Source organism: Mesorhizobium sp. BR1-1-13 (assembly GCF_020165515.1).
Classification (GTDB): Bacteria; Pseudomonadota; Alphaproteobacteria; order Rhizobiales; family Rhizobiaceae; genus Mesorhizobium.
Window position 1 is genome coordinate 17954 of the sequence record NZ_JAIUIH010000012.1, and the last position, 18212, is coordinate 36165.

Below are 18212 nucleotides of genomic sequence, written 5' to 3' on the forward strand. Positions count from 1 at the left end.
GCCTAGACGGCGGCGTCTCCGCCAAGCGTTGCCGCGATGGCGCCGCTAACCTACGGAAATGTCGCCACTATTCTGAGACCGTCGAAAGAACGCCAAAACTGGCGGACTGAATGGTGGGCCCGGAGGGACTCGAACCCCCAACCAAGCGGTTATGAGCCGCCGGCTCTAACCATTGAGCTACAGGCCCCACGCGGGCTGGATTAATGTTTTTCGCATCGCGACACAAGGCTTTCCGGCACCGCTGGTCACGATCGTCCAAATCAGCCCATAATCGCGCCCTAAGGAGCCGCGTGCGCCCGCTGGGCGCGGATATGCTTACCCGAGGAGATTTTCATGACCAGACCTCTTTTGCCCCTCGCACTCGCCGCCGCCATCGCCTTTCCGGCGCTGGCAGCGGCCGCTGAGTCGCCGACACCGCCCCGTATCGTGGTGTCGGGCGAAGGGGCGGCGACTGTAGCGCCCGACCTGGCGGTCCTGACGCTCAGCGTCATGCGCGAAGCCAAGACGGCGCGCGCCGCACTGGATGCCAACAACGACGCCATGGCCGCCGTGATCGCCGCGATGAAGTCGGCCGGCATCAAGGACCGCGACCTCCAGACCGCGGGCATCCAGATCAATCCGCGCTATAACTACACAAACAAGCCCGACGGCGGCCAGGAGGCCGAATTGATTGCCTACCAGGTAACCAACACGCTGTCGGTGCGCGTGCGCGACGTCGACAAGACCGGTGAGATCCTCGACAAGGCGGTGTCGCTGGGCGTCAACCAGGGCGGCGGCATCGTCTTCACCAACGACAATCCGGCTGCCACCGTCGCCGAAGCGCGCAAAAAGGCGGTGGCCGACGCCATGGCCAAGGCCAAGACGCTGGCGGAAGCTGCCGGCGTCAGCATAGGCCGAGTGATCGAGATCACTGACCAGAACATCGCGCCGCCACCGATCCCGATCAACGCCAAGGCCTTCGACGCGGCCGTCGGTGCTGCTCCGGTGCAGGCCGGCGAGAACGCCTACAATGTCCAGGTCACCGTTACCTTCGAACTGAAATAAGCGCCTTCGGTGGTCCATGGCCGAGCCCGGCCCTGAACCGTCCGCCGTGGTACATGAAAAACCCCGCGGGATCGCTCCCGCGGGGTTTTTTGAGCCGCATTCTTCCCGAAGGAAAGCGGCTCCACTACTCCAGACTGATCCTGACAGGATTATGTCGCCAGACCGACCTTCGCAGAAGATCGTGTCTGATCCTAAAAGGACCGATCTTCGCAGAGGGTGGTGTCTGCCGACTGACCCGCAGAGATCATGCCGCTACCAACCCTCGCAGAAGGTCGCGCCTTAAGAGGCTCAGCGGTTGATGATCGGGCAACCACGCTCATTGGCGAACACGATGACGACGCGGTCGCCATACTGGCGGCCCATCACCTTGACCGTGCGGCGGCTGACGTCGACGATGCGGGCACGGTGCAGCCCCATGCGTTCGGCCTTATTCAGGGCCCAGTCGGGCGAACAGCCGCGGCGCCAGTCGTCGCGGCGTTCATCACGGCGGTGGCGATAGCCGTCGTCGCCGGCATAGACGCCGAAGCGAGGATCGTTGTTGTTGCCGAAGCCCAGGTAAAGGCTGTCGGCATGGGCGGGAACGGCCGCCAGCGTGCCGAGGCCGACGAGTGCCGAAAGGGCTGCCGTTTTCACCGTGTTGAACATGGTCTTCTCTCCTTGTTGCGGGCTATCGCCCGTCCTCTTGAAATCGATGATGGAGAATGCACCCGCCTGTCTGAACTATTTACGAACCCGCCGTTCATCGGCGGTTCATGTGGCGGAAAAAGGAAGCTTCTGCCGGTTTTCCAACGATGTGCCCCAAACGTCTCGCAGGTTCCTGGTTCCTGCGCGCCTTGCGGACACCGGCCTCAGGGCTCGGCATACCGATGCTAGCTATGGTTCCTCGTCCCGGTGCGAGCTTATGGCTCGTCGTCCCGATGCGAGCTTATGGCTCGTCGTCGAGCATATAGTCGAAATAATCGTCCGGCTGGGCCAAGTCCGTCTCGCTGGCCTTGACCCGGCCCCGCATCGACATGCCGGCCTCATGCACCGTCTCGGCACTGCCCGACACCAGCCGGTGCCACCAGTAGAGATCGCGCCCCTCCGCGACCAGTCGGTAGGCGCAGGTGCTGGGCAGCCAGCTGATGGTGCGTACATTTTGCGGCGTCAGCCCGACACAATCGGGAACGCGCGCCAGCCGATTGTGATAGTCCGAACAGCGGCAGCTCTGCGCGTCGAACAGGCGGCAGCCGACGCTGGTCCAGTAGATGTCACCAGTATCCTCGTCCTCGAGCTTCGACAGGCAGCATTTGCCGCAGCCGTCGCAGAGCGATTCCCACTCGGCCGGGCTCATTGCTTCCAGCGTCTTTGTTTTCCAGAACGGCGTTTCCATCTCCGGCATGTGGCCCCAGCCGCCGCGAAGGTCAAGCACGGCAAGGGCTGGAATGGGGCGGCAACCCCGTCGAAAGACATGAAGTTGCCTTCAAAAGGCCGGCCAATCGCCCCGTACGGACCCTAACCATGAGCTGCCGGAACCAATTTCGTTAAAATCGGTTTCGGCAAGGATGGGACCCCACAAGGAGAATTTCGATGAAACGCCAACCACGGATTCTGGCAGGCACCGCACTCGGCCTGCTGATGGCATCCGCGCCGTTGGGCGCATCCCCGCTTCAGGGAAGTGCCGCGTTCGGCCCCATGCGAGACAGCGCAATGCCGCTGGTCCTGGCCCAGGACACGCAGACTGATGCACAGCAGAGCGACCAGGAACTGCCACGCAAGAAGAAGCGCGATCAGCAACAACAGCAGACCGAACAGGCACCCGCACAGCAGCCCGCGCCAGCCGCCGAGGAACAGCAGCCACGCAGGAAGAAGCGCGACCAGCAGCAGGTCGAGCAGGCGCCCGCCGGTGAAGCCGCGCCCGCCATCGAGGAACAACAGCCGCGCAGGAAGAAGCGCGACCAGCAGCAGGTCGAACAGGCGCCCGCCCGTGAAGCCGCGCCCGCCGTCGAGGAACAGCAGCCGCGCAGGAAGAAGCGCGACCAGCAACAGCAGACCGAGCAGGCGCCAGCCGGTGAGGCAGCACCCGCCACCGAGGAACAGCAACCGCGCAGGAAGAAGCGCGACCAGCAACAGCAGACCGAACAGGCACCGGCCGAGCAGGCGCCGGCGGTCCAAACGGAACCTGCCAACGACAACCAGCGCAAGAAGCGCAAACAGGAGCAGCAGGCCGAGCCCAGCGCCGTGCCGACACCGAAGGAAGCACCTGCCGCGGAGGCACCCAAGGCAGAACCGGCACCCTCAGGCGAGCGGCCGGCAGCCCAGGGCGAACAACCCCAGGACAAGAGGAAAAAGAACGGCAGGCAACCGGCTGGCGAGCAGCCGGCCAATGGCGAACAGGAGCAAACCGGCAGGCAGCCTGCAACGGGCGAGCAGCCGGCCACGGGTGAACAGCCCAGTGCGGGCAGGGCCGCGCCTGTCCAGGGGCAAAACCCCGAGCAGGCCGAGACGCCCGCCGACAAGAACGCTGCCCCCATTCTCGACAGCCAGAAGGATGCCCGGCGTCGCGGCCGCGGCGAGAACGGCCAGGCCGGCAGAAACCCCGCCAACCAGAATGGCGAGCAGCAAAACGGTGAGCAGCAGAATGGCGGGCAAAACGCCCAGCAGGGTGGTGCTCAGGGCCGCCAGCCCGCGGTCGCTCCCGTCGACCAGGGCCCGCCTCCGACCGACGATAGAGCTGCCCAGCAGGAGATCAAACCGGAAAAAATCGTTCCGGTTACCGAGGAGAAGGGCAAACGCCTCGAGCGCGCACCGGACGAGAACATCCGCGACCGCCGCCGCCCCAAGGGTGTCGACGTGCTCAAGGAGATCGGCGATCGCGTCATCATCCAGCTCAACGATCAGACATACGTTCAGAGCAGTGACCGGCCGCGCCTGACCCGCGGCGCCAGGGATGTCTACTATGAGGATCTGTCGCAAGGCCGCACGCGCGAAACGGTCGAGCGTGACAACGGCGTGCAGATCGTCACCATCCGCAACCGCTACGGCGACATCATCCAGCGGTCGCGTATCATGCCCGATGGCCATGAGTATGTGTTGAGCTATGTCGACGAACGAAGCTACGACGACGATAACGATTGGCGCGATCCGGGCGACGACCTGCCACCGATGCGGCTGACCATTCCGCGCCGGGACTACATCCTCGATTCCGAAGAGGTCGAAAGCCCTGACGACTACTATACCTTCCTCGAGCAGCCGCCCGTGGAGAAGGTGCAGCGCCTCTATTCGATCAACGAGGTCAAGCGTTCCGCACGGGTGCGCGACATTGCCCGACGCATCGATCTTGACACGCTGAACTTCGAATTCGGCTCTTCCTCGATCTCCGATGCCGAGGTGCAGAAGCTCGAGGGTGTCGCCACGGCCATGGAGAAGCTGTTGAAGAAGAACCCGGCCGAGACCTTCCTGATCGAAGGCCACACCGACGCTGTCGGCACACCGGAGGCGAACCTCGCTCTGTCGGACCGCCGCGCCGAAGCGGTGGCCGAAGCGCTGACCAACGCCTTCGGCATACCGCCTGAAAACCTGACCACCCAGGGCTATGGCGAGGAATATCTGAAGGTCGACACCTCAGGCCCCAACCGCGAGAACCGGCGTGTCGCCATCCGCCGCATCACCTCGCTGGTGGCGCCGGTGGCGAGCAACAACTGACCATGGTCGGGAAGCTGGAAACCGGCTTTCGGAAAAGATCATGATCCATCAAATGTCTGCATTTCCAGACGCTTGAGCGGGCTTCCGGAATCAGATCGGTAAAAGGCCCATCCCGGCGAAACCGGGATGGGCGAGATCGCGGGCAACGGCCCAAGTTCAACAAGAATTGTCCTGGCGTCAGATCCCGCTCATTGAATCACGAGGTAGCCTACCCAGATTCAGGATCGGGCGTTCCCTGCCCCGTCCCGACTCCAGCGGGACGCACTGAGCCCCGCCGGCCCTCTCCGGCGGGGCTTTTTGCTCAGAGCAGATCCAGGAAAGTCTGAAACCGAGTTCCATCCGGAATTGCGCCTCGATACATCTTTTAGAAAGCCGTCCTGATCTTCGTGTCGGAATTGGCAAACACCTCGTCCGGGACAAAAAAATCGCCGGCCAGCGGCCCGGCCGCACCCGGCGCATAGACCGAAAAATCGCTGATCCCCTCGGCGCGCAGCACTTCCTCGTCGATGTAGAAATTGCCGGTCGCTTCGCGCGATGGCCGCATGAAGATTGCATGCGCGGCATCGGCCATGATGTCCGGGGAACGGCTCATCGCGGCCACCGTCGCGCCGCCCAGCAGATTGCGCACCGCCGCGGTATCGATGGTCGAGATCGGCCACAGCGAATTGACCGCGATGTCGTCCTTGGCGAACTCCGCGCTCATGCCCAGCGTGCACATGGACATGCCGAACTTGGCCATTGTGTAGGCGACATGGTTCTTGAACCACTTGGCCTTCATGTCGAGCGGCGGCGCCAGATTCAGGATATGAGGGTTCCCGGCCAACTTCAGGTGCGGAATGCACATTTTGGAAACGAGAAACGTGCCGCGCGTGTTGATCTGGTGCATCAGGTCGTAACGCTTCATGTCGGTTTGCAGCGTGCCGGTAAGCTGGATGGCGCTGGCATTGTTGACGCAGATATCGATGCCGCCGAATTTTTCGACCGTCTTGGACACCGCTTCGGCCACTTGCGCCTCCTCGCGAATGTCGCACAGAACCGGCAGCGCCCTGCCGCCGGCTTGCTCGATCTCTTCAGCGGCGGTGTAGATCGTGCCCGGCAGCTTCGGATGCGGTTCGGCGGTCTTGGCCGCGATCGTCACATTGGCGCCGTCGCGCGCGGCGCGCAAAGCGATCGCCAGCCCGATGCCGCGCGACCCGCCGGAGATGAACAGCGTCTTTCCCTTGAGCGACATTTTTCCTCCGTTTGCATTGTCTCGCAGCGCGATCCTTGCCTGTGGCGGTTCCGGATACAAGAGCTTGCGGCAGCGGGCGACGGTGACGCTGCGGAGGGTCCGTTCCTTGCCGCTGTAAATGACCTGGAGCTATAAGAGCGCTGACTTTGACGTTGATCGTCAAATTCTGGCTGAGACGTCACCCTAGACCAGCACCAGCCCCTGCCGCATCGCAATGGCGATGGCATCGGTGCGGTTGGCAGCGCCCAATTTGATCAGGATCGCGGCGACATGGAACTTCGCCGTGTGAACGGAAATGTCGAGCCGCCGCGCGATCACCTTGTTGGGCGCGCCTTCGGCCAGCAGCGCCAGCACTTCCGCTTCTCGCGGCGACAGCGCCGGGCGGGCGGCATGCTCGTCGGGATGCTCCTCGTCGAAAAGACCGTCGCCGCCAATATCGCCGCCGTGGAAATCGTCGCGGCGGCCCGGAACGGACCCGCTGTCGCCAAAGACGCGGTAGCCAGCCGCCGCCAGCCTGGCGGCGGCCGCAATCAGCATTGCATCCGCCGCCATCGGCAGCACGGCGAACACCTGCCCCTGCGGCCGTGCCAGGCCGGCCTGCGAAGACAACAGCACCCGCGAGGTCGCGGCGGGAACGGCGTCGCCCTTCCCTGTTCCCGCACCCGTGGGGCCGACGGTGTCGTCGACGATGGCGACATCGACCGCTTCGCTGCTGCCCGGCGTCACCGGCAGCAGATCGTCGGTCGCGGCAAGCGACGCGGACAGGCGCTCGGCGCGCGCGACATCACCGAGCGCGACCAGCACGACCAGCTGCCGCTCGCCGGTGCCGCTTTGCGTTATCTCGCCTGTCGCGATCGCGTCCATTAATCCTCTCAACTGAGCGGCTTTTCGCCGATCGTCAGCGTCACGTCGCGCTGTTCTCCGCCGCGCACGACACCGAGCGTCACCGAAGCTCCGGCGCTGTCGGGGCCGAGTCTGCGGATCAGCTCGCGCGGGCCGCTCACCGCCTCGCCGTTCCAGGCGACGATGATGTCGCCGAGGGAAAGGCCGGCGGCCTTGGCCGGACCGTTCTCGTCAAGGCTCATGACGATGGCGCCGCGGGCCTCGCCGTCGCGGATCGGATGCAGGCCGGCGCCGAGATAGCCGCGGGCGACATGGCCTTTCTCGCGCAGCGTGGCGACCGCTCGCTCGATCGTCTCGTAAGGCATGACCAGCGCGCGGCCGCGCGGCCCGAACAACAGCATGCCGATAAGCGCGCCCTTGGCATCGAGCACCGGGCCGCCCTCGAAACGGCCGCCGGCGCCCACCGCCAGGTTGATGCGCCGGTCGATGGTGCCGCCGCGCATCGAGCGCCAGGCCGGGCCGACCTCGCCGACCGAGCCTGAAACCGCCAGCGCCGAACCCCGGCTGTTGCCGATGGCGACGGCAATATTGCCGGGCCGCACCGCATCCGCCTTGGCCAACGGCGCAGCATTGACGGCACCGGCCGGCTTGAGCAGGGCGACGCCAGTCGAGGGATCGCGGCCGACAAGATCGGCCTTCACCGTCTCGCCCGAAGCCAGCGTCAGCTCGATCTCCTCGCCGGCCTCGACGGCTTCCTCGGCGGCAACGAAATAGCCGTCGCGCCAGTGGAAAGCGCTCGCCGTGCGATGATGGTGCGTGGTGAAGCTCGCGGTCGCCGGCGCCGCCTTGGCTGCCAGATCGGCAACGGCTTCCGAAAAGGCACTTAGATTGAATTCGCTCATAACGGTCTCCTGGGTTCATCCATGCCCCAGATATCGCGCGGCAGCGCGCTTGGAGATACTCGCCTGACGGCTAGTCGGCCGGACGACTGGCCATCTGGTCAGGTCGCGGCGGATGAAGCCGCTCCGCACATATAGTCATCGTTGCGCCTGAAAACATGGAGCCTGCCAATGGCCGTCGCTGCCGCCAAATTCCAATCCGACGACGCGCTGCTCGACGCTTATTCGACGACGGTGGCCGACGCCGTCGACCGCATCGGCCCGGCCGTCTGCCGCATCGAGCGTATCGGTGGTCAGGGCGGGCATGGTTCGGGCTTCGTCATTGCGCATGACGGGCTCGTCGTCACCAACTTCCACGTCGTCGGCGATGCGAAAACGGTGCGCGTGTCTATGCCTGACGGCGCCTCCAGCGAAGGACGCGTGCTCGGCCGCGACGCCGATACCGACATCGCGCTGGTGCGCGCCGACGGCAGCTTTGCCGATGTCGCGCCCCTTGGCGATTCCAAGCGGCTGCGGCGCGGCCAGATCGCCATTGCCATCGGCAACCCGCTCGGCTTCGAATGGACCGTCACCTCCGGCGTCGTCTCAGCACTTGGCCGCTCTATGCGCGCTTCCACCGGGCGGCTGATCGACGATGTCATCCAGACCGATGCCGCGCTCAATCCCGGCAATTCCGGCGGGCCGCTGGTGTCCTCGGCGGGCGAGGTGATCGGCGTCAACACCGCCATGATCCATGGCGCGCAAGGCATTGCCTTTGCCGTCGCCTCCAACACCGCCAACTTCGTCATTTCGGAGATCATCCGCTTCGGTCGCGTGCGCCGCGCCTTCATCGGGGTGTCGGCCGACACCGTCAACCTGCCCCGTCGCGCGGCCCTTCTGTCACAAGTGTCGAGCAAGACTGCGGTTCGGCTGCGCGGCGTCGAGAAGGAAGGCCCGGCGGCCAAGGCCGGCCTCACGGAAGGCGATATCGTCGCCGCGATAGACGGCCGACCGGTCACCGGCGTCGACGACCTGGTACGTTTGCTCGACGCCGAGCGGATCGGCCGCGAGACGCGGTGCACGGTCGTGCGCCGCACCGGTGTCAGCCAGGTGACGGTGATGCCAGTGGCACGGGCTGGTTGAGGGTTGCCACTCAGGCGCTCACTGCACCCTGCGCATACTGCGCCAGGAATTCCTCGCTGGGTGGGATAGGCTTGATGACATCGATCAGGACGCCGTTGGGGTCCCTGGTGATGAAATGGCGCTGGCCAAAAGGCTCGTCGCGCAGTGACCGAAGGATGGGCAGGCCGGCGGCTGTGACCCGCTCATAGACCGCATCGGGATCACGGACTTCGAAGTTGATCAGCAGGCCCGAGCTCCGACCTCGTCCCTCTTCCGGGATCGTCTCATGGTCGCCTTGCACGATGCCGAGATTGACGCGCTTGCTCCCCACCGATTGCAGATGCACGTACCAGTCGCTCGTAAACAGCGGCCGGAAGGCGAAATGTTCGACATAGAACGCCGCTGTGCCGGCAACGTCCCCGGTCATCAGCACCGGATAATAGCTGGTCGTCTTCATCTTTCCTTCTCCCGTCAAGCAACATACAGTCTGCATGTAAATTGAATTAACATACAGGCTGTATGTATGCAACAGAGATCAGCGCGCCGTTCCAACCGTGACCGCACCGAGGCGACACGAGCCGATCTGATCGCCGCAGCGCGAAAACTGTTCATCGAAAAATCCTACGCCGAGACCGGCACACCAGAGATCGTCGCCGCGGCCGGCGTGACGCGGGGGGCGCTCTACCACCACTTCTCCGACAAGCAGGCGCTGTTTGGCGCTGTCGTCGAGCAGGAGGCAGAGGCGGTGGCGCGGGAGATCGAAGGCGCCGCGCCGCCTTCGCTCAATGCCCGCGACGCGCTCATTGCCGGCTCCGACGCCTATCTTGCCGCCATGCGCGCGCCCGGCCGCACGCGGCTCCTGCTGCTCGACGGTCCGGCCGTGCTCGGCCGCGCCGAAATGGACGCCATCGACAACCGCCACGGCAACCGTTCGCTGCGCGAAGGGCTGGTCGCGGCGATGCGGGCGCGGACGATGAAGAAGCTTCCGGCCGAAGCCACGACCGCCCTGCTCGCCGCCGCCTTCGACCGCGCGGCACTTGCCATCGAGGCGGGTGGTTCGGCCGAAGACTACCGCAACGTTCTCACGGCACTAATCGATGGCTTGTCCCGCGCCTGATCCGAGGCTCCTCGCCTGATGTAACCGCCGGGCAAAAGTTCGAATCAAAACTGCGCGTTGGAAATTTCCGGCTCTTCATCCGGCACTTCGCCCGGCTCGAACTCGTTGAAGCAGCCGAGCTGACGCTTGAACTGCTCGATCAGCCAGGCCGCCGCCGGCTTCGGGCTGCGGTCGGCGCGGTGCATGGCATAGAGCGGCGAGCGCACCTCGCTGAACGGTTCCAGGTCGAGTTCCACCAGCCGGCCGCTGGCCAGATCGTCAGCGATCAGCCAGCGCGGCAGCCCGCCCCAGCCAAGCCCGTCGCGCATCAGCGTGTGCTTGGTGCGCACATCCGTAAGCCGCCACGTGCGATACGCGAAGACACCATAGTCGCGCCCCTTGGTACGCTCGGACTGGTCAGTGACGACAAGCTGCGTGTGTTCGCGCGCATCCTCGATCGCCACCGGTTTGGGTAGCAGCGCCAGCGGGTGGCTGGGCGCGGCAGCCAGCACTATCGACATGAAGCCTATGCGCACCAGGTGGACGTCGACATCGCCCAGCAGGCCGCCGATGCCGAGATCGGCCTGGCCACCGACAACATGGTCGGGGATAAGGCCGAGCGTGCCGATATGCAGACGCAGCATCACGGTCGGAAACTGCGCTTCGAACGCCTTGAGCACCCGCACCAGCACGGGTGAAGGCAACGCCGCATCGACCGACAGTGCCACTTCGGCCTCCAGCCCGTGATGATGGCCGTCGACGCGCGAGCGGATACGCTGCAGCACGCCGACCATCCGCCGCGCATCTTCCAGCATCGCGCGGCCGATCTCGGTCAGTTGCGGCTCCCGCGTGCCTTCGCGCTCGAACAGCTTCAGCCCGAGTTGCGCCTCGAGATTGGCGATGCCGTAGCTGATGACGGATTGCGCCCGGTTGAGCTTGCGGCCGGCGGCGGAAAAACTTCCGGTGTCGGCAACGGCCACGAGGATCTGAAGCTGGTCGAGTGTCGGGTTAGGTTGCATCATTGTATCTAATTGATGGATGGATCGTATAGAAAATATACCAGTTTATCTGATGGGTAGAAAGCTCATATGTAGCGGGACAACCCAATTCCACTGGAGAGACCCGTCATGTCCATTCTTCTCGTCACGTCGAGCCCGCGCGGCGCTGCCTCGCACTCGACCCGTATCGCCACCGAATTCGCTCAGAAGCTGCTCGCCGCCGACCCGTCGAACACGCTTGTCGTGCGCGACCTCGTCGCCAACCCGCTGCCGCATATCGACACCGATTATGCGACCGGCATCTACACGCCGGCTGAATCCCGCACGCCGCGCCAAGCGGAAGTGGTCGGGGTCTCCGACGCCGTGCTGGACGAACTGTTCGCCGCCGACACGGTGATCTTGGCCACCGGCTTCATCAACTTCAACATCTCCTCGACGCTGAAGTCCTGGCTCGACCATGTCGCCCGTTCCGGCAAAACCTTTGCTTACGGCGAAAATGGCCCCAAGGGCCTCGTCACCGGCAAGAAGGTCTATATCGTGTTGGCATCCGGCGGCATCTACTCGGAAGGCGAGGCCGTGCAGTTCGATCACGCCGTTCCCTATCTGCGCTCGGTGCTCGGCTTCATCGGCATGACCGACGTCGACGTCATCCGCATCGAAGGCGTCGCCAAGGGTCCTGACGCAGTCAGCGAAGCGCTCGCCAAGGCAACCGCCAAGGTCGACGCCGTGGTGGCTGCCAGCCGGGATGTCGCGGCAGCCGCGTAAAGCTCTGATTGCCGCCTGGGTCGAAGGCAGGCGCCCGCGCCTGCCTTTTTGGCCTATCCAATGATGTGCCGCAGCAGTCCCGCCGAAGCGACCCCGATCAGCACGGTCGGCAGCATCGAAAATCGCGTGGCGGCAATCAGCGTGACGGCCAGGGCCAGAAGATCCGCTGGATTTTTCGATACGAAGACCGGCGCGATCACCGAGATCAGCACGCAACCGGGCGCCGCCTCCATTACGGCCGTTGCCCGCGCGCTGAGCACCCGATTGCGCAGCACGACATAGCCGCCGACGCGGCTGAGGTACGTGACACCCGCCATCAGCACGATGGTGAGAAGCGTCTGCGCGTCGATCATGCCTCATCCCTCCACAACAGCCAGGCCGAGACCAGCCCCGCCAGCGCGCCCGCCGCTACATACCAGGCGCCGGGAACGAAAAGGTAGGTCAGCGCCGCGATGATCAGACTGACCAGCCACGGCCGCGCAGCGGCAACGCCCTTCCACATGCCGCGCAGCAGTACCAGGAAGACGGCCGCGAACGCCATGTCGAAGCCGTAGGTCTCGGCGTCGCCTAGCACCGGGCCGAGCAAGGCGCCAATTGTGGTGAAGGCCACCCAGGTCAGGTACATCGCCAATGCCGCGCCCATATAGTAGCGCGGGCTGAAGGCTGGCGCGACGCCGTCGGCGGCGCGCCGTTTGGCGTCGGCCAGGCCGAGCGCCCAGCTTTCGTCGCACATGAAGAACAGCGCGGAAAACACCTTGCGCCGCGGCAGGTCGCGCAGGAACGGCGCCAGTGCCGCCCCCATCAGGAGATGGCGGCTGTTGACCAGGAAGGTAATGGCGACGATGAGCAGGACATGCGGCGGCGACGTCCACAGTTGGATCGCCGCGAATTCCGAGCCGCCAGCGAAGTTAAGTCCCGTCAGCAGCGACAGCTCGACGGTGCTGAGCCCCTTCTGCGTGGCCTGGGCGCCAAGCACCAGCGCATAGGGGATGGTGCCGAACAGCACCGGCGCGCAGGAGGCCACGCCCCGGCGAAACTCCGATCCCAACCCAGTGCCGGCTGCTTCGACTGCCTGTGAAATGCTCATGTCCTGCCATGGGCCGGCCTCACGGCCGCCCCTGCCCTGCGTTGGAAATCTCGTGATGTCGGCGGCAAATATAACCACACCTCTCCGCAATTTGGTTGCGAAGATGGTTGTCTTTCGCCCGATTTTGGCATTCACTGTTACATATCGACAGGAAAATGGAATTCATCGCCATGAAGCTCGACGAGATCGACAAGCGGATCCTGCGAGCGCTGCAGCGCGATGGCCGCATGGCCAACAATGATCTTGCCAATGAGGTCGGCCTGTCACCCTCGCCTTGCCTACGGCGCGTGAAGCTTCTGGAAGAAGCCGGCATCATCGACCGCTATGTTGCCGTGCTCAACCCGGCCCGCATCGGCAAGGGCCTGACCTTCTTCACCCGCATCTGGCTGAAAGCGCAGGACGAAGACACGATCGAGCATTTCGCCACCGAAGTGGCCAAGCTGCCGCAGGTGATGGAATGTTATCTGATGCTCGGCGACTGCGACGCCATGGTGCGTGTGGTGGCGGCCGGCATCGACGACTACCGCCGCTTCCAGTCGGAACATCTCAGCCGCATCAGGGGCGTGCAGAACGTCAAGACCGACGTTCCCAGCCAGACCATCAAATACACATCGGAACTGCCGATCTAGGCGCCGGGAAATGGCTCCATCTCGGACTGGATAAAAAATGCAACCGGATTGTAGGATTGGCACCGGCGCCGGCGTCCTTCGGACGCAAGCGGCAGGCCAAGTCAGGCCGTGCCGCACAACAAATGCCTTACGGCATGGGAGAAAACCATGAACCTTTCCTATCGTTGGGTCATTGTCGCGGCCGGCGCGCTGATGTCCTGTGTCGCCATCGGCACGATGTTTTCGCTGGCGATCTTCCTCGAGCCGATGGCGCTCGATACCGGTTGGTCACGCGCCGGCATATCGAGCGCCATGACGCTCAATTTCCTGGTCATGGGCCTTGGCGGTTTCGCCTGGGGCGCGCTGTCGGACCGCTTCGGCGCCCGCATCGTGGTCACGATCGGCGCGGTGCTTCTCGGCCTGGCGTTGGTGCTGGCCAGCCGCGCGGGCTCGCTTGTCATCTTCCAGATCACCTTTGGCGTGCTCGTCGGGCTCGCGGCCAGCGCCTTCTTCGCGCCCATGATCGCGCTTACAACAGGCTGGTTCGACACCAATCGCGGCCTTGCCGTGTCGCTGGTCTCGGCCGGCATGGGCGTCGCGCCGATGACGATCTCGCCCTTCGCCCGCTGGCTGATCTCAGCCTATGAATGGCGCACCGCCATGTTCGACATTGGCATCATGGCTTGGGTGCTGCTCCTGCCGGCGGTGCTTTTGGTGCGCCAGCCACCGAAGCCTGTCGTGACCGACACTGGCTCCTCGCCGGTTGCCGAGGGCGCCGGCCTGAGCGTCGGCCAAGCGCTGCGCTCGCCGCAATTCATCGTGCTGGGACTGACCTTCTTCGCCTGCTGCGCGGCGCATTCGGGGCCGATTTTCCACATGGTCAGCTATGCCATGCTGTGCGGCGTGGCACCCATGGCCGCCGTCTCGATCTACAGCGTCGAGGGCCTTGCCGGGCTTGGCGGGCGTCTGCTCTATGGCGTGCTCGCCGACAGGCTTGGCGTCAAGCCGGTGCTGATCGCCGGCTTGTTGATCCAGGCTGTGGTGATCGCCGCCTATCTCTCGATCAGTCAGCTCGACCAGTTCTATATGCTGGCCGTCATCTTCGGCGCCACCTATGGTGGCGTCATGCCCCTATACGCAGTGCTGGCGCGCGAATATTTCGGCCAGCGGATCCTGGGCACCGTGTTCGGCGCCGCCACCATGCTGTCCAGCCTCGGCATGGCGCTCGGCCCGCTCGCCGGCGGCATGGTGTTCGACGCCTACGCCAACTACCATTGGCTGTTCATCGGTTCAGCCCTCATCGGGCTGGGTGCGGCGGGCATCGCCATCGCCTTCCCGCCACTGCCGCGCAGAGCGTTGCAGCCGGCATAGCGGAGCAAACGAAAGGGCCGGCCCATATCTGGACCGGCCCTCGGATCTCTGGAATTCTTGAGCCGTTCGTCGGCGGTCTACCCGAACATCCGCTCGCCCTGCTCGTCGACGAGCTGGATGCCCTTCTTAATCGAGATGTCGACGGCGTCGTCCAACCCGGCGAAGCGATCGGCGCGGATGAATCTGTGTTCCTTCAGGACGCCGTCGACGTCCTTGGAGACGACGCCGCAGGTCTGGTACTGGCCATCGGCCTTGTAGGGCGTGGCGCTGATCGTGAAACCCTTGTGCTCCACCTGCTTGGCCGGTGCGGCGCTCTTTGGCTCGGCCGCTTCATCACCGCCACCGCCGAAAAGACGCTTCAGAAAAGACATCGAGCTTCCTCCAACAGCATTCATCCCGCACCATAGTGTGGCGCAGGATGAATTTCACTATCGCTCCTTGCTTGAACGGGCAAGGGCCGTGCCGGTTGGAGCGAAGCCGGTTATTTGCGCGACAGCGCTTCGAGCGCCGCGGCGGCGTCTTCGAGGATGCTCATCGCCTCGGCCTGCTTGTCCGCCGGCGCATCGACGATGTCGCTCAGCGCGGCGCGCAGCCGGTGACGCAGCGCACGGAATTCGTCGCGCTTTTCCGAACGGCCGCCTCGGCTGCCGCGCCGGTCCTCGCTATCGTCGTTCCAGCCGAACCAGTCGCGCGCCTTGGCCATCTTGCGGCCGAAGCGCTCGAGATGGTCTAGCACGCCCTCGATCATCTCACGGTTGTCGGCAAGATGTGCCTGCCCGGCCTCGGTGATCGAAAACACCTTCTTGTTGCCTTCGCTCGAGGACACGGCATAGCCTGCCTCTTCCAGGAAGGTTAGCGTCGGGTAGACCACGCCCGGGCTCGGGCTGTATATGCCGCTGGTGCGCTCCTCCAAGGCCTTGATGATGTCATAGCCATGGCGTGGCGCCTCGGCCAGCAGCGACAGCGTGATCAGCTTGAGGTCGCCGTCAGCCAGCATGCGCCCAGCGCGGAACATGTCGCCCGGGCCGCCGCGTCCGCCGTCCCTGCCATGGCCGAACGGGCCAAAGCCGCCGCCCCCTCTGCCGGCAAATTTGCCGGCCATGTGCATAAACATGCGTTCGCCGAAACGGCCATGTCCGAAATGATTTTGTTTGTGCATCGATTGCTCCTTTAGATCTATCTTACGATATATCTTAATTAGCCGCCTCAGCCGGCACAGTCAAGATATATCTTACGATGTATCTGAACGCGGCGTCCTCCAGGCCGATTTTACCGCCGGGCCGTTTCGCTCTAAGCAGAGAGCTTCTGTTACCAGCGGCCCTTGCGCCGGTTCCAGGCATAGAGCACGTCGGCGAAACGGTCATAGGCAAGGCGGGTCAGCGGCAAGGCGATCGGGTTGCCGAACAGGCTCGCCAGCCAGCCTTCGCCCGGCGTCGCCTGCCACACGGCGACGGCGACATCGGCGCCGACCAGCAGTCGGCCATCCGCATCGGTGGCATGCAGCCGGCGCCGGATGTCCTCCAGCGCGGCCCCGTGCCGGGCAAGCGCGTCCGGCTCCAGGTTGATGTCACGAAATTCGATCCGACCGGCCTTGACCGCCTCGACCAGCCGCCGCTTCTGCCTGCCGATGCCGGCATCGCAGACCGGGCAGCGCGTGTTGTACCAGACGGTCAGCACAGGCCTGGACATGTGTCAGCCGTGATCGTGCCGGTGGTGCAGATCCGGATAGTGCGGATGCTTGTGGCGCAGCGGCACATGCCGGTGCACGTGCGAATGCGGCTCCGTGACCGGCCCCTCATGATGATGCTGGTGGTGCTCGTCATGTACATGGCTGTGCTCATGCTCCATCGCCTCATGCTCATGCGCGTGATCGTGGCGTTCGGACAAATGCAGCCAGAGCCCGATGCCCATCAGGAATCCGGCGACCGCCAGCTTCAGCGTCATGGGATCGCCGAGCATGACGATCGCCAGCAAGGCACCGATGAACGGCGCCAGCGAATAATAGGCTCCGGTGCGCGCCGTACCGAGATGGCGCAGCCCCAGGATAAACATCACCAGGCTGACGCCGATGCCAAAGAAACCGACAGCCGCCGCCGAGGCGACAATCAGCGCGGCGGGAAACGAGGCGCCGCCGATCAACGCCAGGCCGACATTGACGGCACCGGCCACCAGCCCCTTCAGCATGGCGATCACCACCGGGTCGGTGGCCGATATCCGACTCGTGAAATTGTTGTCCAGCCCCCATGCCAGGCACGCTCCGGCGACCAGCAATGCGCCGAGGTTGAAAGTGACGCCATTGCCTTGCCACGAAAGCAAAACGGCGCCAGCGAGAATGGCGAAGGCACCGAAAAGCAGGCGCCGGTCGACATTCTCGCGATAGACGAGCCAGGCGATCGCCATTGTTGCCAGCCCTTCGAGATTGAGCAGCAACGCCGAACTCGATGCGGCATTAAGCGACAGGCCGAACATCAGCAGTACGGGCGCGACGACGCCACCCATGCCAATGGCCAACGCCAGCCAGGCAACGTCCTTGCGCTGGAGCTGTGCCTCGCCGGCGTCAGCCCGCGGACGGCGCAGCATCCGGTACAAGGTCAGGCCGACACCAGCGCCGAGATAGAGCAGACCGGCCAGCATGAAAGGATCGACGCTGTCGAGCAGCAGCTTGGCAAGCGGCGGCGCTGCTCCGAACAAAGCGGCGGAACCAAGCGCCAGCGGAACGCCGGGCCATAGATGGGAATGCGGATCAGACATGCCCCACCCTATCACACCGCATCTCGTGTGCCTTCATCACTTGCGGCGCATGACGGCCTTCGGCCCGACGCATTTGTTGTCGCGAAACAGTGCCCATTCCTCGCAAAGACGCCCGTTGGGCAGGTCGCAAAACCCATATTGGTTGCCGGCCTTGTCCTTCCTGATCGTCAGGCGTCCGCCAATCTGTGCGCAATGGACCGATGCGGGATTGGCCATGCCGACCTGTTTCCGCGGGGCGGATAAGGCACCGATCGGCATCAATGACATCAAGGCAAGGCTGACAGCCAAAATCGAGGTTTTGATCATCGCGATCTCCCTGGCCGCATTCTATCACGGCCAAGCGTGCTGTCTTACGGCCAGGTGCCGTCGAGCCGACACCTGGTCATCGACTTCAGACACCTGCCGATTTGGATCATTCAAGCGACGAGATGATCTCGCGGTAAGCAAGCTCCGGGAAAGCCTTCAGCGTTCGTGACTTGACGTTGCCGCCCGCGGCCAGCATCAGCGCGAAACGCGCCAGCACCGCATCGTCGGGCGCTTCGACCACCGCCACCATGTCGAATTCCCCCATGGTCAGGTAGAACGACTTGAACGATCCCCCCATCTCGCCCAGCTGCTTCCTGGCGGCGTCGAGACGCTTGGGCGAGTCGCGCACGTTCTTGGCGCCCTGATCGGTCCAGTTCATCAGCACGATGTAAGTCGTCATGGCACACCTCCCTCCGGGGCCACGGAGC

22 protein-coding genes and 1 tRNA gene are annotated in these 18212 nt (G+C 64.3%); 7 read left to right on the plus strand and 16 right to left on the minus strand.

Annotated features, from left to right (window positions below; translation table 11 throughout):
- Positions 1-111: 111 nt before the first annotated feature.
- A tRNA-Ile gene (locus tag LB533_RS23730) sits at positions 112-187 on the minus strand.
- 146 nt (positions 188-333) lie between these two features.
- On the opposite strand from LB533_RS23730, the gene LB533_RS23735 reads away from it, so the two are divergent.
- Positions 334-1044 (plus strand): SIMPL domain-containing protein, encoded by a 711-nt coding sequence (locus tag LB533_RS23735; RefSeq protein ID WP_224678339.1) that lies wholly within the window; start codon positions 334-336, stop codon positions 1042-1044.
- A 288-nt stretch (positions 1045-1332) separates the two neighbouring features.
- On the opposite strand, the gene LB533_RS23740 is transcribed toward LB533_RS23735, so the two are convergent.
- A complete protein-coding gene (locus tag LB533_RS23740) occupies positions 1333-1689 on the minus strand; it encodes a hypothetical protein (RefSeq protein WP_140495893.1) in 357 nt (118 codons plus the stop codon).
- A 280-nt stretch (positions 1690-1969) separates the two neighbouring features.
- Positions 1970-2416, minus strand: coding sequence for a YcgN family cysteine cluster protein (locus tag LB533_RS23745; protein ID WP_140639840.1), 447 nt, complete (start codon positions 2414-2416; stop codon positions 1970-1972).
- 197 nt (positions 2417-2613) lie between these two features.
- Here LB533_RS23745 and LB533_RS23750 point away from each other — a divergent pair, with 197 nt between their 5' ends.
- Positions 2614-4728, plus strand: a complete 2115-nt coding sequence (locus LB533_RS23750) for an OmpA family protein (protein ID WP_224678340.1) — start codon at positions 2614-2616, stop codon at positions 4726-4728.
- Positions 4729-5092: 364 nt separating this feature from the next.
- Here the strand turns inward: LB533_RS23750 and LB533_RS23755 are convergent, their stop codons facing one another.
- The 3 genes from LB533_RS23755 to LB533_RS23765 form a co-directional block, all read right to left on the minus strand.
- Positions 5093-5959: an SDR family oxidoreductase gene (locus tag LB533_RS23755; protein WP_224678341.1), complete on the minus strand. Its 867-nt coding sequence runs from the start codon at positions 5957-5959 to the stop codon at positions 5093-5095.
- 183 nt (positions 5960-6142) lie between these two features.
- A complete protein-coding gene (locus tag LB533_RS23760; RefSeq protein ID WP_224678342.1) occupies positions 6143-6823 on the minus strand; it encodes a helix-turn-helix transcriptional regulator in 681 nt (226 codons plus the stop codon).
- An 8-nt stretch (positions 6824-6831) separates the two neighbouring features.
- Positions 6832-7704 carry a S1C family serine protease gene (locus tag LB533_RS23765; protein WP_140639616.1) on the minus strand — a complete coding sequence of 291 codons (873 nt, stop codon included), beginning with the start codon at positions 7702-7704 and terminating at the stop codon, positions 6832-6834.
- Positions 7705-7872: 168 nt separating this feature from the next.
- Here LB533_RS23765 and LB533_RS23770 point away from each other — a divergent pair, with 168 nt between their 5' ends.
- Positions 7873-8823: a S1C family serine protease gene (locus LB533_RS23770; RefSeq protein ID WP_140639617.1), complete on the plus strand. Its 951-nt coding sequence runs from the start codon at positions 7873-7875 to the stop codon at positions 8821-8823.
- 10 nt (positions 8824-8833) lie between these two features.
- Here LB533_RS23770 and LB533_RS23775 read toward each other — a convergent pair whose 3' ends face one another.
- Complete coding sequence (locus LB533_RS23775) at positions 8834-9259, minus strand: VOC family protein (RefSeq protein ID WP_224678343.1); 426 nt, start codon at positions 9257-9259, stop codon at positions 8834-8836.
- Positions 9260-9325: 66 nt separating this feature from the next.
- Here LB533_RS23775 and LB533_RS23780 point away from each other — a divergent pair, with 66 nt between their 5' ends.
- Positions 9326-9919, plus strand: a complete 594-nt coding sequence (locus LB533_RS23780) for a TetR/AcrR family transcriptional regulator (RefSeq protein ID WP_224678344.1) — start codon at positions 9326-9328, stop codon at positions 9917-9919.
- Positions 9920-9963: 44 nt separating this feature from the next.
- On the opposite strand, the gene LB533_RS23785 is transcribed toward LB533_RS23780, so the two are convergent.
- Positions 9964-10917: a LysR family transcriptional regulator gene (locus tag LB533_RS23785; RefSeq protein ID WP_224624101.1), complete on the minus strand. Its 954-nt coding sequence runs from the start codon at positions 10915-10917 to the stop codon at positions 9964-9966.
- Between the two features lie 108 nt (positions 10918-11025).
- Here LB533_RS23785 and LB533_RS23790 point away from each other — a divergent pair, with 108 nt between their 5' ends.
- Positions 11026-11661: an FMN-dependent NADH-azoreductase gene (locus LB533_RS23790; RefSeq protein WP_224678345.1), complete on the plus strand. Its 636-nt coding sequence runs from the start codon at positions 11026-11028 to the stop codon at positions 11659-11661.
- A 53-nt stretch (positions 11662-11714) separates the two neighbouring features.
- On the opposite strand, the gene LB533_RS23795 is transcribed toward LB533_RS23790, so the two are convergent.
- Positions 11715-12014, minus strand: a complete 300-nt coding sequence (locus LB533_RS23795; RefSeq protein WP_224678346.1) for an AzlD family protein — start codon at positions 12012-12014, stop codon at positions 11715-11717.
- Entirely contained in the window at positions 12011-12748 is a 738-nt protein-coding gene (locus tag LB533_RS23800; RefSeq protein ID WP_224678347.1) for an AzlC family ABC transporter permease, read from the minus strand. The genes LB533_RS23795 and LB533_RS23800 overlap by 4 nt, the downstream gene beginning before the upstream one ends.
- 170 nt (positions 12749-12918) lie before the next feature.
- Here LB533_RS23800 and LB533_RS23805 point away from each other — a divergent pair, with 170 nt between their 5' ends.
- Both LB533_RS23805 and LB533_RS23810 read left to right on the plus strand, forming a co-directional pair.
- On the plus strand, positions 12919-13377 hold the full coding sequence (locus LB533_RS23805; protein ID WP_224678373.1) for an Lrp/AsnC family transcriptional regulator: 459 nt from the start codon (positions 12919-12921) through the stop codon (positions 13375-13377).
- 147 nt (positions 13378-13524) lie between these two features.
- Positions 13525-14727 (plus strand): MFS transporter, encoded by a 1203-nt coding sequence (locus LB533_RS23810; protein WP_140639623.1) that lies wholly within the window; start codon positions 13525-13527, stop codon positions 14725-14727.
- A 77-nt stretch (positions 14728-14804) separates the two neighbouring features.
- On the opposite strand, the gene LB533_RS23815 is transcribed toward LB533_RS23810, so the two are convergent.
- The 6 genes from LB533_RS23815 to LB533_RS23840 form a co-directional block, all read right to left on the minus strand.
- On the minus strand, positions 14805-15098 hold the full coding sequence (locus tag LB533_RS23815; RefSeq protein WP_140495907.1) for an HlyU family transcriptional regulator: 294 nt from the start codon (positions 15096-15098) through the stop codon (positions 14805-14807).
- Positions 15099-15208: 110 nt separating this feature from the next.
- Positions 15209-15886: a PadR family transcriptional regulator gene (locus LB533_RS23820; protein ID WP_140639624.1), complete on the minus strand. Its 678-nt coding sequence runs from the start codon at positions 15884-15886 to the stop codon at positions 15209-15211.
- A gap of 149 nt (positions 15887-16035) precedes the next feature.
- Entirely contained in the window at positions 16036-16416 is a 381-nt protein-coding gene (locus LB533_RS23825; RefSeq protein ID WP_181169356.1) for a thiol-disulfide oxidoreductase DCC family protein, read from the minus strand.
- A gap of 3 nt (positions 16417-16419) precedes the next feature.
- Positions 16420-17478, minus strand: coding sequence for a DMT family transporter (locus tag LB533_RS23830; RefSeq protein ID WP_224678348.1), 1059 nt, complete (start codon positions 17476-17478; stop codon positions 16420-16422).
- A gap of 36 nt (positions 17479-17514) precedes the next feature.
- Positions 17515-17784, minus strand: a complete 270-nt coding sequence (locus LB533_RS23835; RefSeq protein WP_140639626.1) for a DUF333 domain-containing protein — start codon at positions 17782-17784, stop codon at positions 17515-17517.
- A 106-nt stretch (positions 17785-17890) separates the two neighbouring features.
- Entirely contained in the window at positions 17891-18184 is a 294-nt protein-coding gene (locus tag LB533_RS23840) for a GYD domain-containing protein (protein ID WP_140639627.1), read from the minus strand.
- Positions 18185-18212 lie beyond the last annotated feature (28 nt).

Bases quoted from the DNA above. Each gene is read 5' to 3' on its own strand.
- LB533_RS23820 (WP_140639624.1), bottom strand. From the start codon at position 15,886: ATGCACAAACAAAATCATTTCGGACATGGCCGTTTCGGCGAACGCATG.
- LB533_RS23835 (WP_140639626.1), bottom strand. From the start codon at position 17,784: ATGATCAAAACCTCGATTTTGGCTGTCAGCCTTGCCTTGATGTCATTG.
- LB533_RS23775 (WP_224678343.1), bottom strand. From the start codon at position 9,259: ATGAAGACGACCAGCTATTATCCGGTGCTGATGACCGGGGACGTTGCC.
- LB533_RS23760 (WP_224678342.1), bottom strand. From the start codon at position 6,823: ATGGACGCGATCGCGACAGGCGAGATAACGCAAAGCGGCACCGGCGAG.
- LB533_RS23825 (WP_181169356.1), bottom strand. From the start codon at position 16,416: ATGTCCAGGCCTGTGCTGACCGTCTGGTACAACACGCGCTGCCCGGTC.
- LB533_RS23810 (WP_140639623.1), top strand. From the start codon at position 13,525: ATGAACCTTTCCTATCGTTGGGTCATTGTCGCGGCCGGCGCGCTGATG.
- LB533_RS23800 (WP_224678347.1), bottom strand. From the start codon at position 12,748: ATGAGCATTTCACAGGCAGTCGAAGCAGCCGGCACTGGGTTGGGATCG.
- LB533_RS23830 (WP_224678348.1), bottom strand. From the start codon at position 17,478: ATGTCTGATCCGCATTCCCATCTATGGCCCGGCGTTCCGCTGGCGCTT.
- LB533_RS23750 (WP_224678340.1), top strand. From the start codon at position 2,614: ATGAAACGCCAACCACGGATTCTGGCAGGCACCGCACTCGGCCTGCTG.
- LB533_RS23805 (WP_224678373.1), top strand. From the start codon at position 12,919: ATGAAGCTCGACGAGATCGACAAGCGGATCCTGCGAGCGCTGCAGCGC.
- LB533_RS23840 (WP_140639627.1), bottom strand. From the start codon at position 18,184: ATGACGACTTACATCGTGCTGATGAACTGGACCGATCAGGGCGCCAAG.
- LB533_RS23745 (WP_140639840.1), bottom strand. From the start codon at position 2,416: ATGGAAACGCCGTTCTGGAAAACAAAGACGCTGGAAGCAATGAGCCCG.
- LB533_RS23735 (WP_224678339.1), top strand. From the start codon at position 334: ATGACCAGACCTCTTTTGCCCCTCGCACTCGCCGCCGCCATCGCCTTT.
- LB533_RS23785 (WP_224624101.1), bottom strand. From the start codon at position 10,917: ATGCAACCTAACCCGACACTCGACCAGCTTCAGATCCTCGTGGCCGTT.
- LB533_RS23790 (WP_224678345.1), top strand. From the start codon at position 11,026: ATGTCCATTCTTCTCGTCACGTCGAGCCCGCGCGGCGCTGCCTCGCAC.
- LB533_RS23765 (WP_140639616.1), bottom strand. From the start codon at position 7,704: ATGAGCGAATTCAATCTAAGTGCCTTTTCGGAAGCCGTTGCCGATCTG.
- LB533_RS23770 (WP_140639617.1), top strand. From the start codon at position 7,873: ATGGCCGTCGCTGCCGCCAAATTCCAATCCGACGACGCGCTGCTCGAC.
- LB533_RS23740 (WP_140495893.1), bottom strand. From the start codon at position 1,689: ATGTTCAACACGGTGAAAACGGCAGCCCTTTCGGCACTCGTCGGCCTC.
- LB533_RS23815 (WP_140495907.1), bottom strand. From the start codon at position 15,098: ATGTCTTTTCTGAAGCGTCTTTTCGGCGGTGGCGGTGATGAAGCGGCC.
- LB533_RS23755 (WP_224678341.1), bottom strand. From the start codon at position 5,959: ATGTCGCTCAAGGGAAAGACGCTGTTCATCTCCGGCGGGTCGCGCGGC.
- LB533_RS23780 (WP_224678344.1), top strand. From the start codon at position 9,326: ATGCAACAGAGATCAGCGCGCCGTTCCAACCGTGACCGCACCGAGGCG.
- LB533_RS23795 (WP_224678346.1), bottom strand. From the start codon at position 12,014: ATGATCGACGCGCAGACGCTTCTCACCATCGTGCTGATGGCGGGTGTC.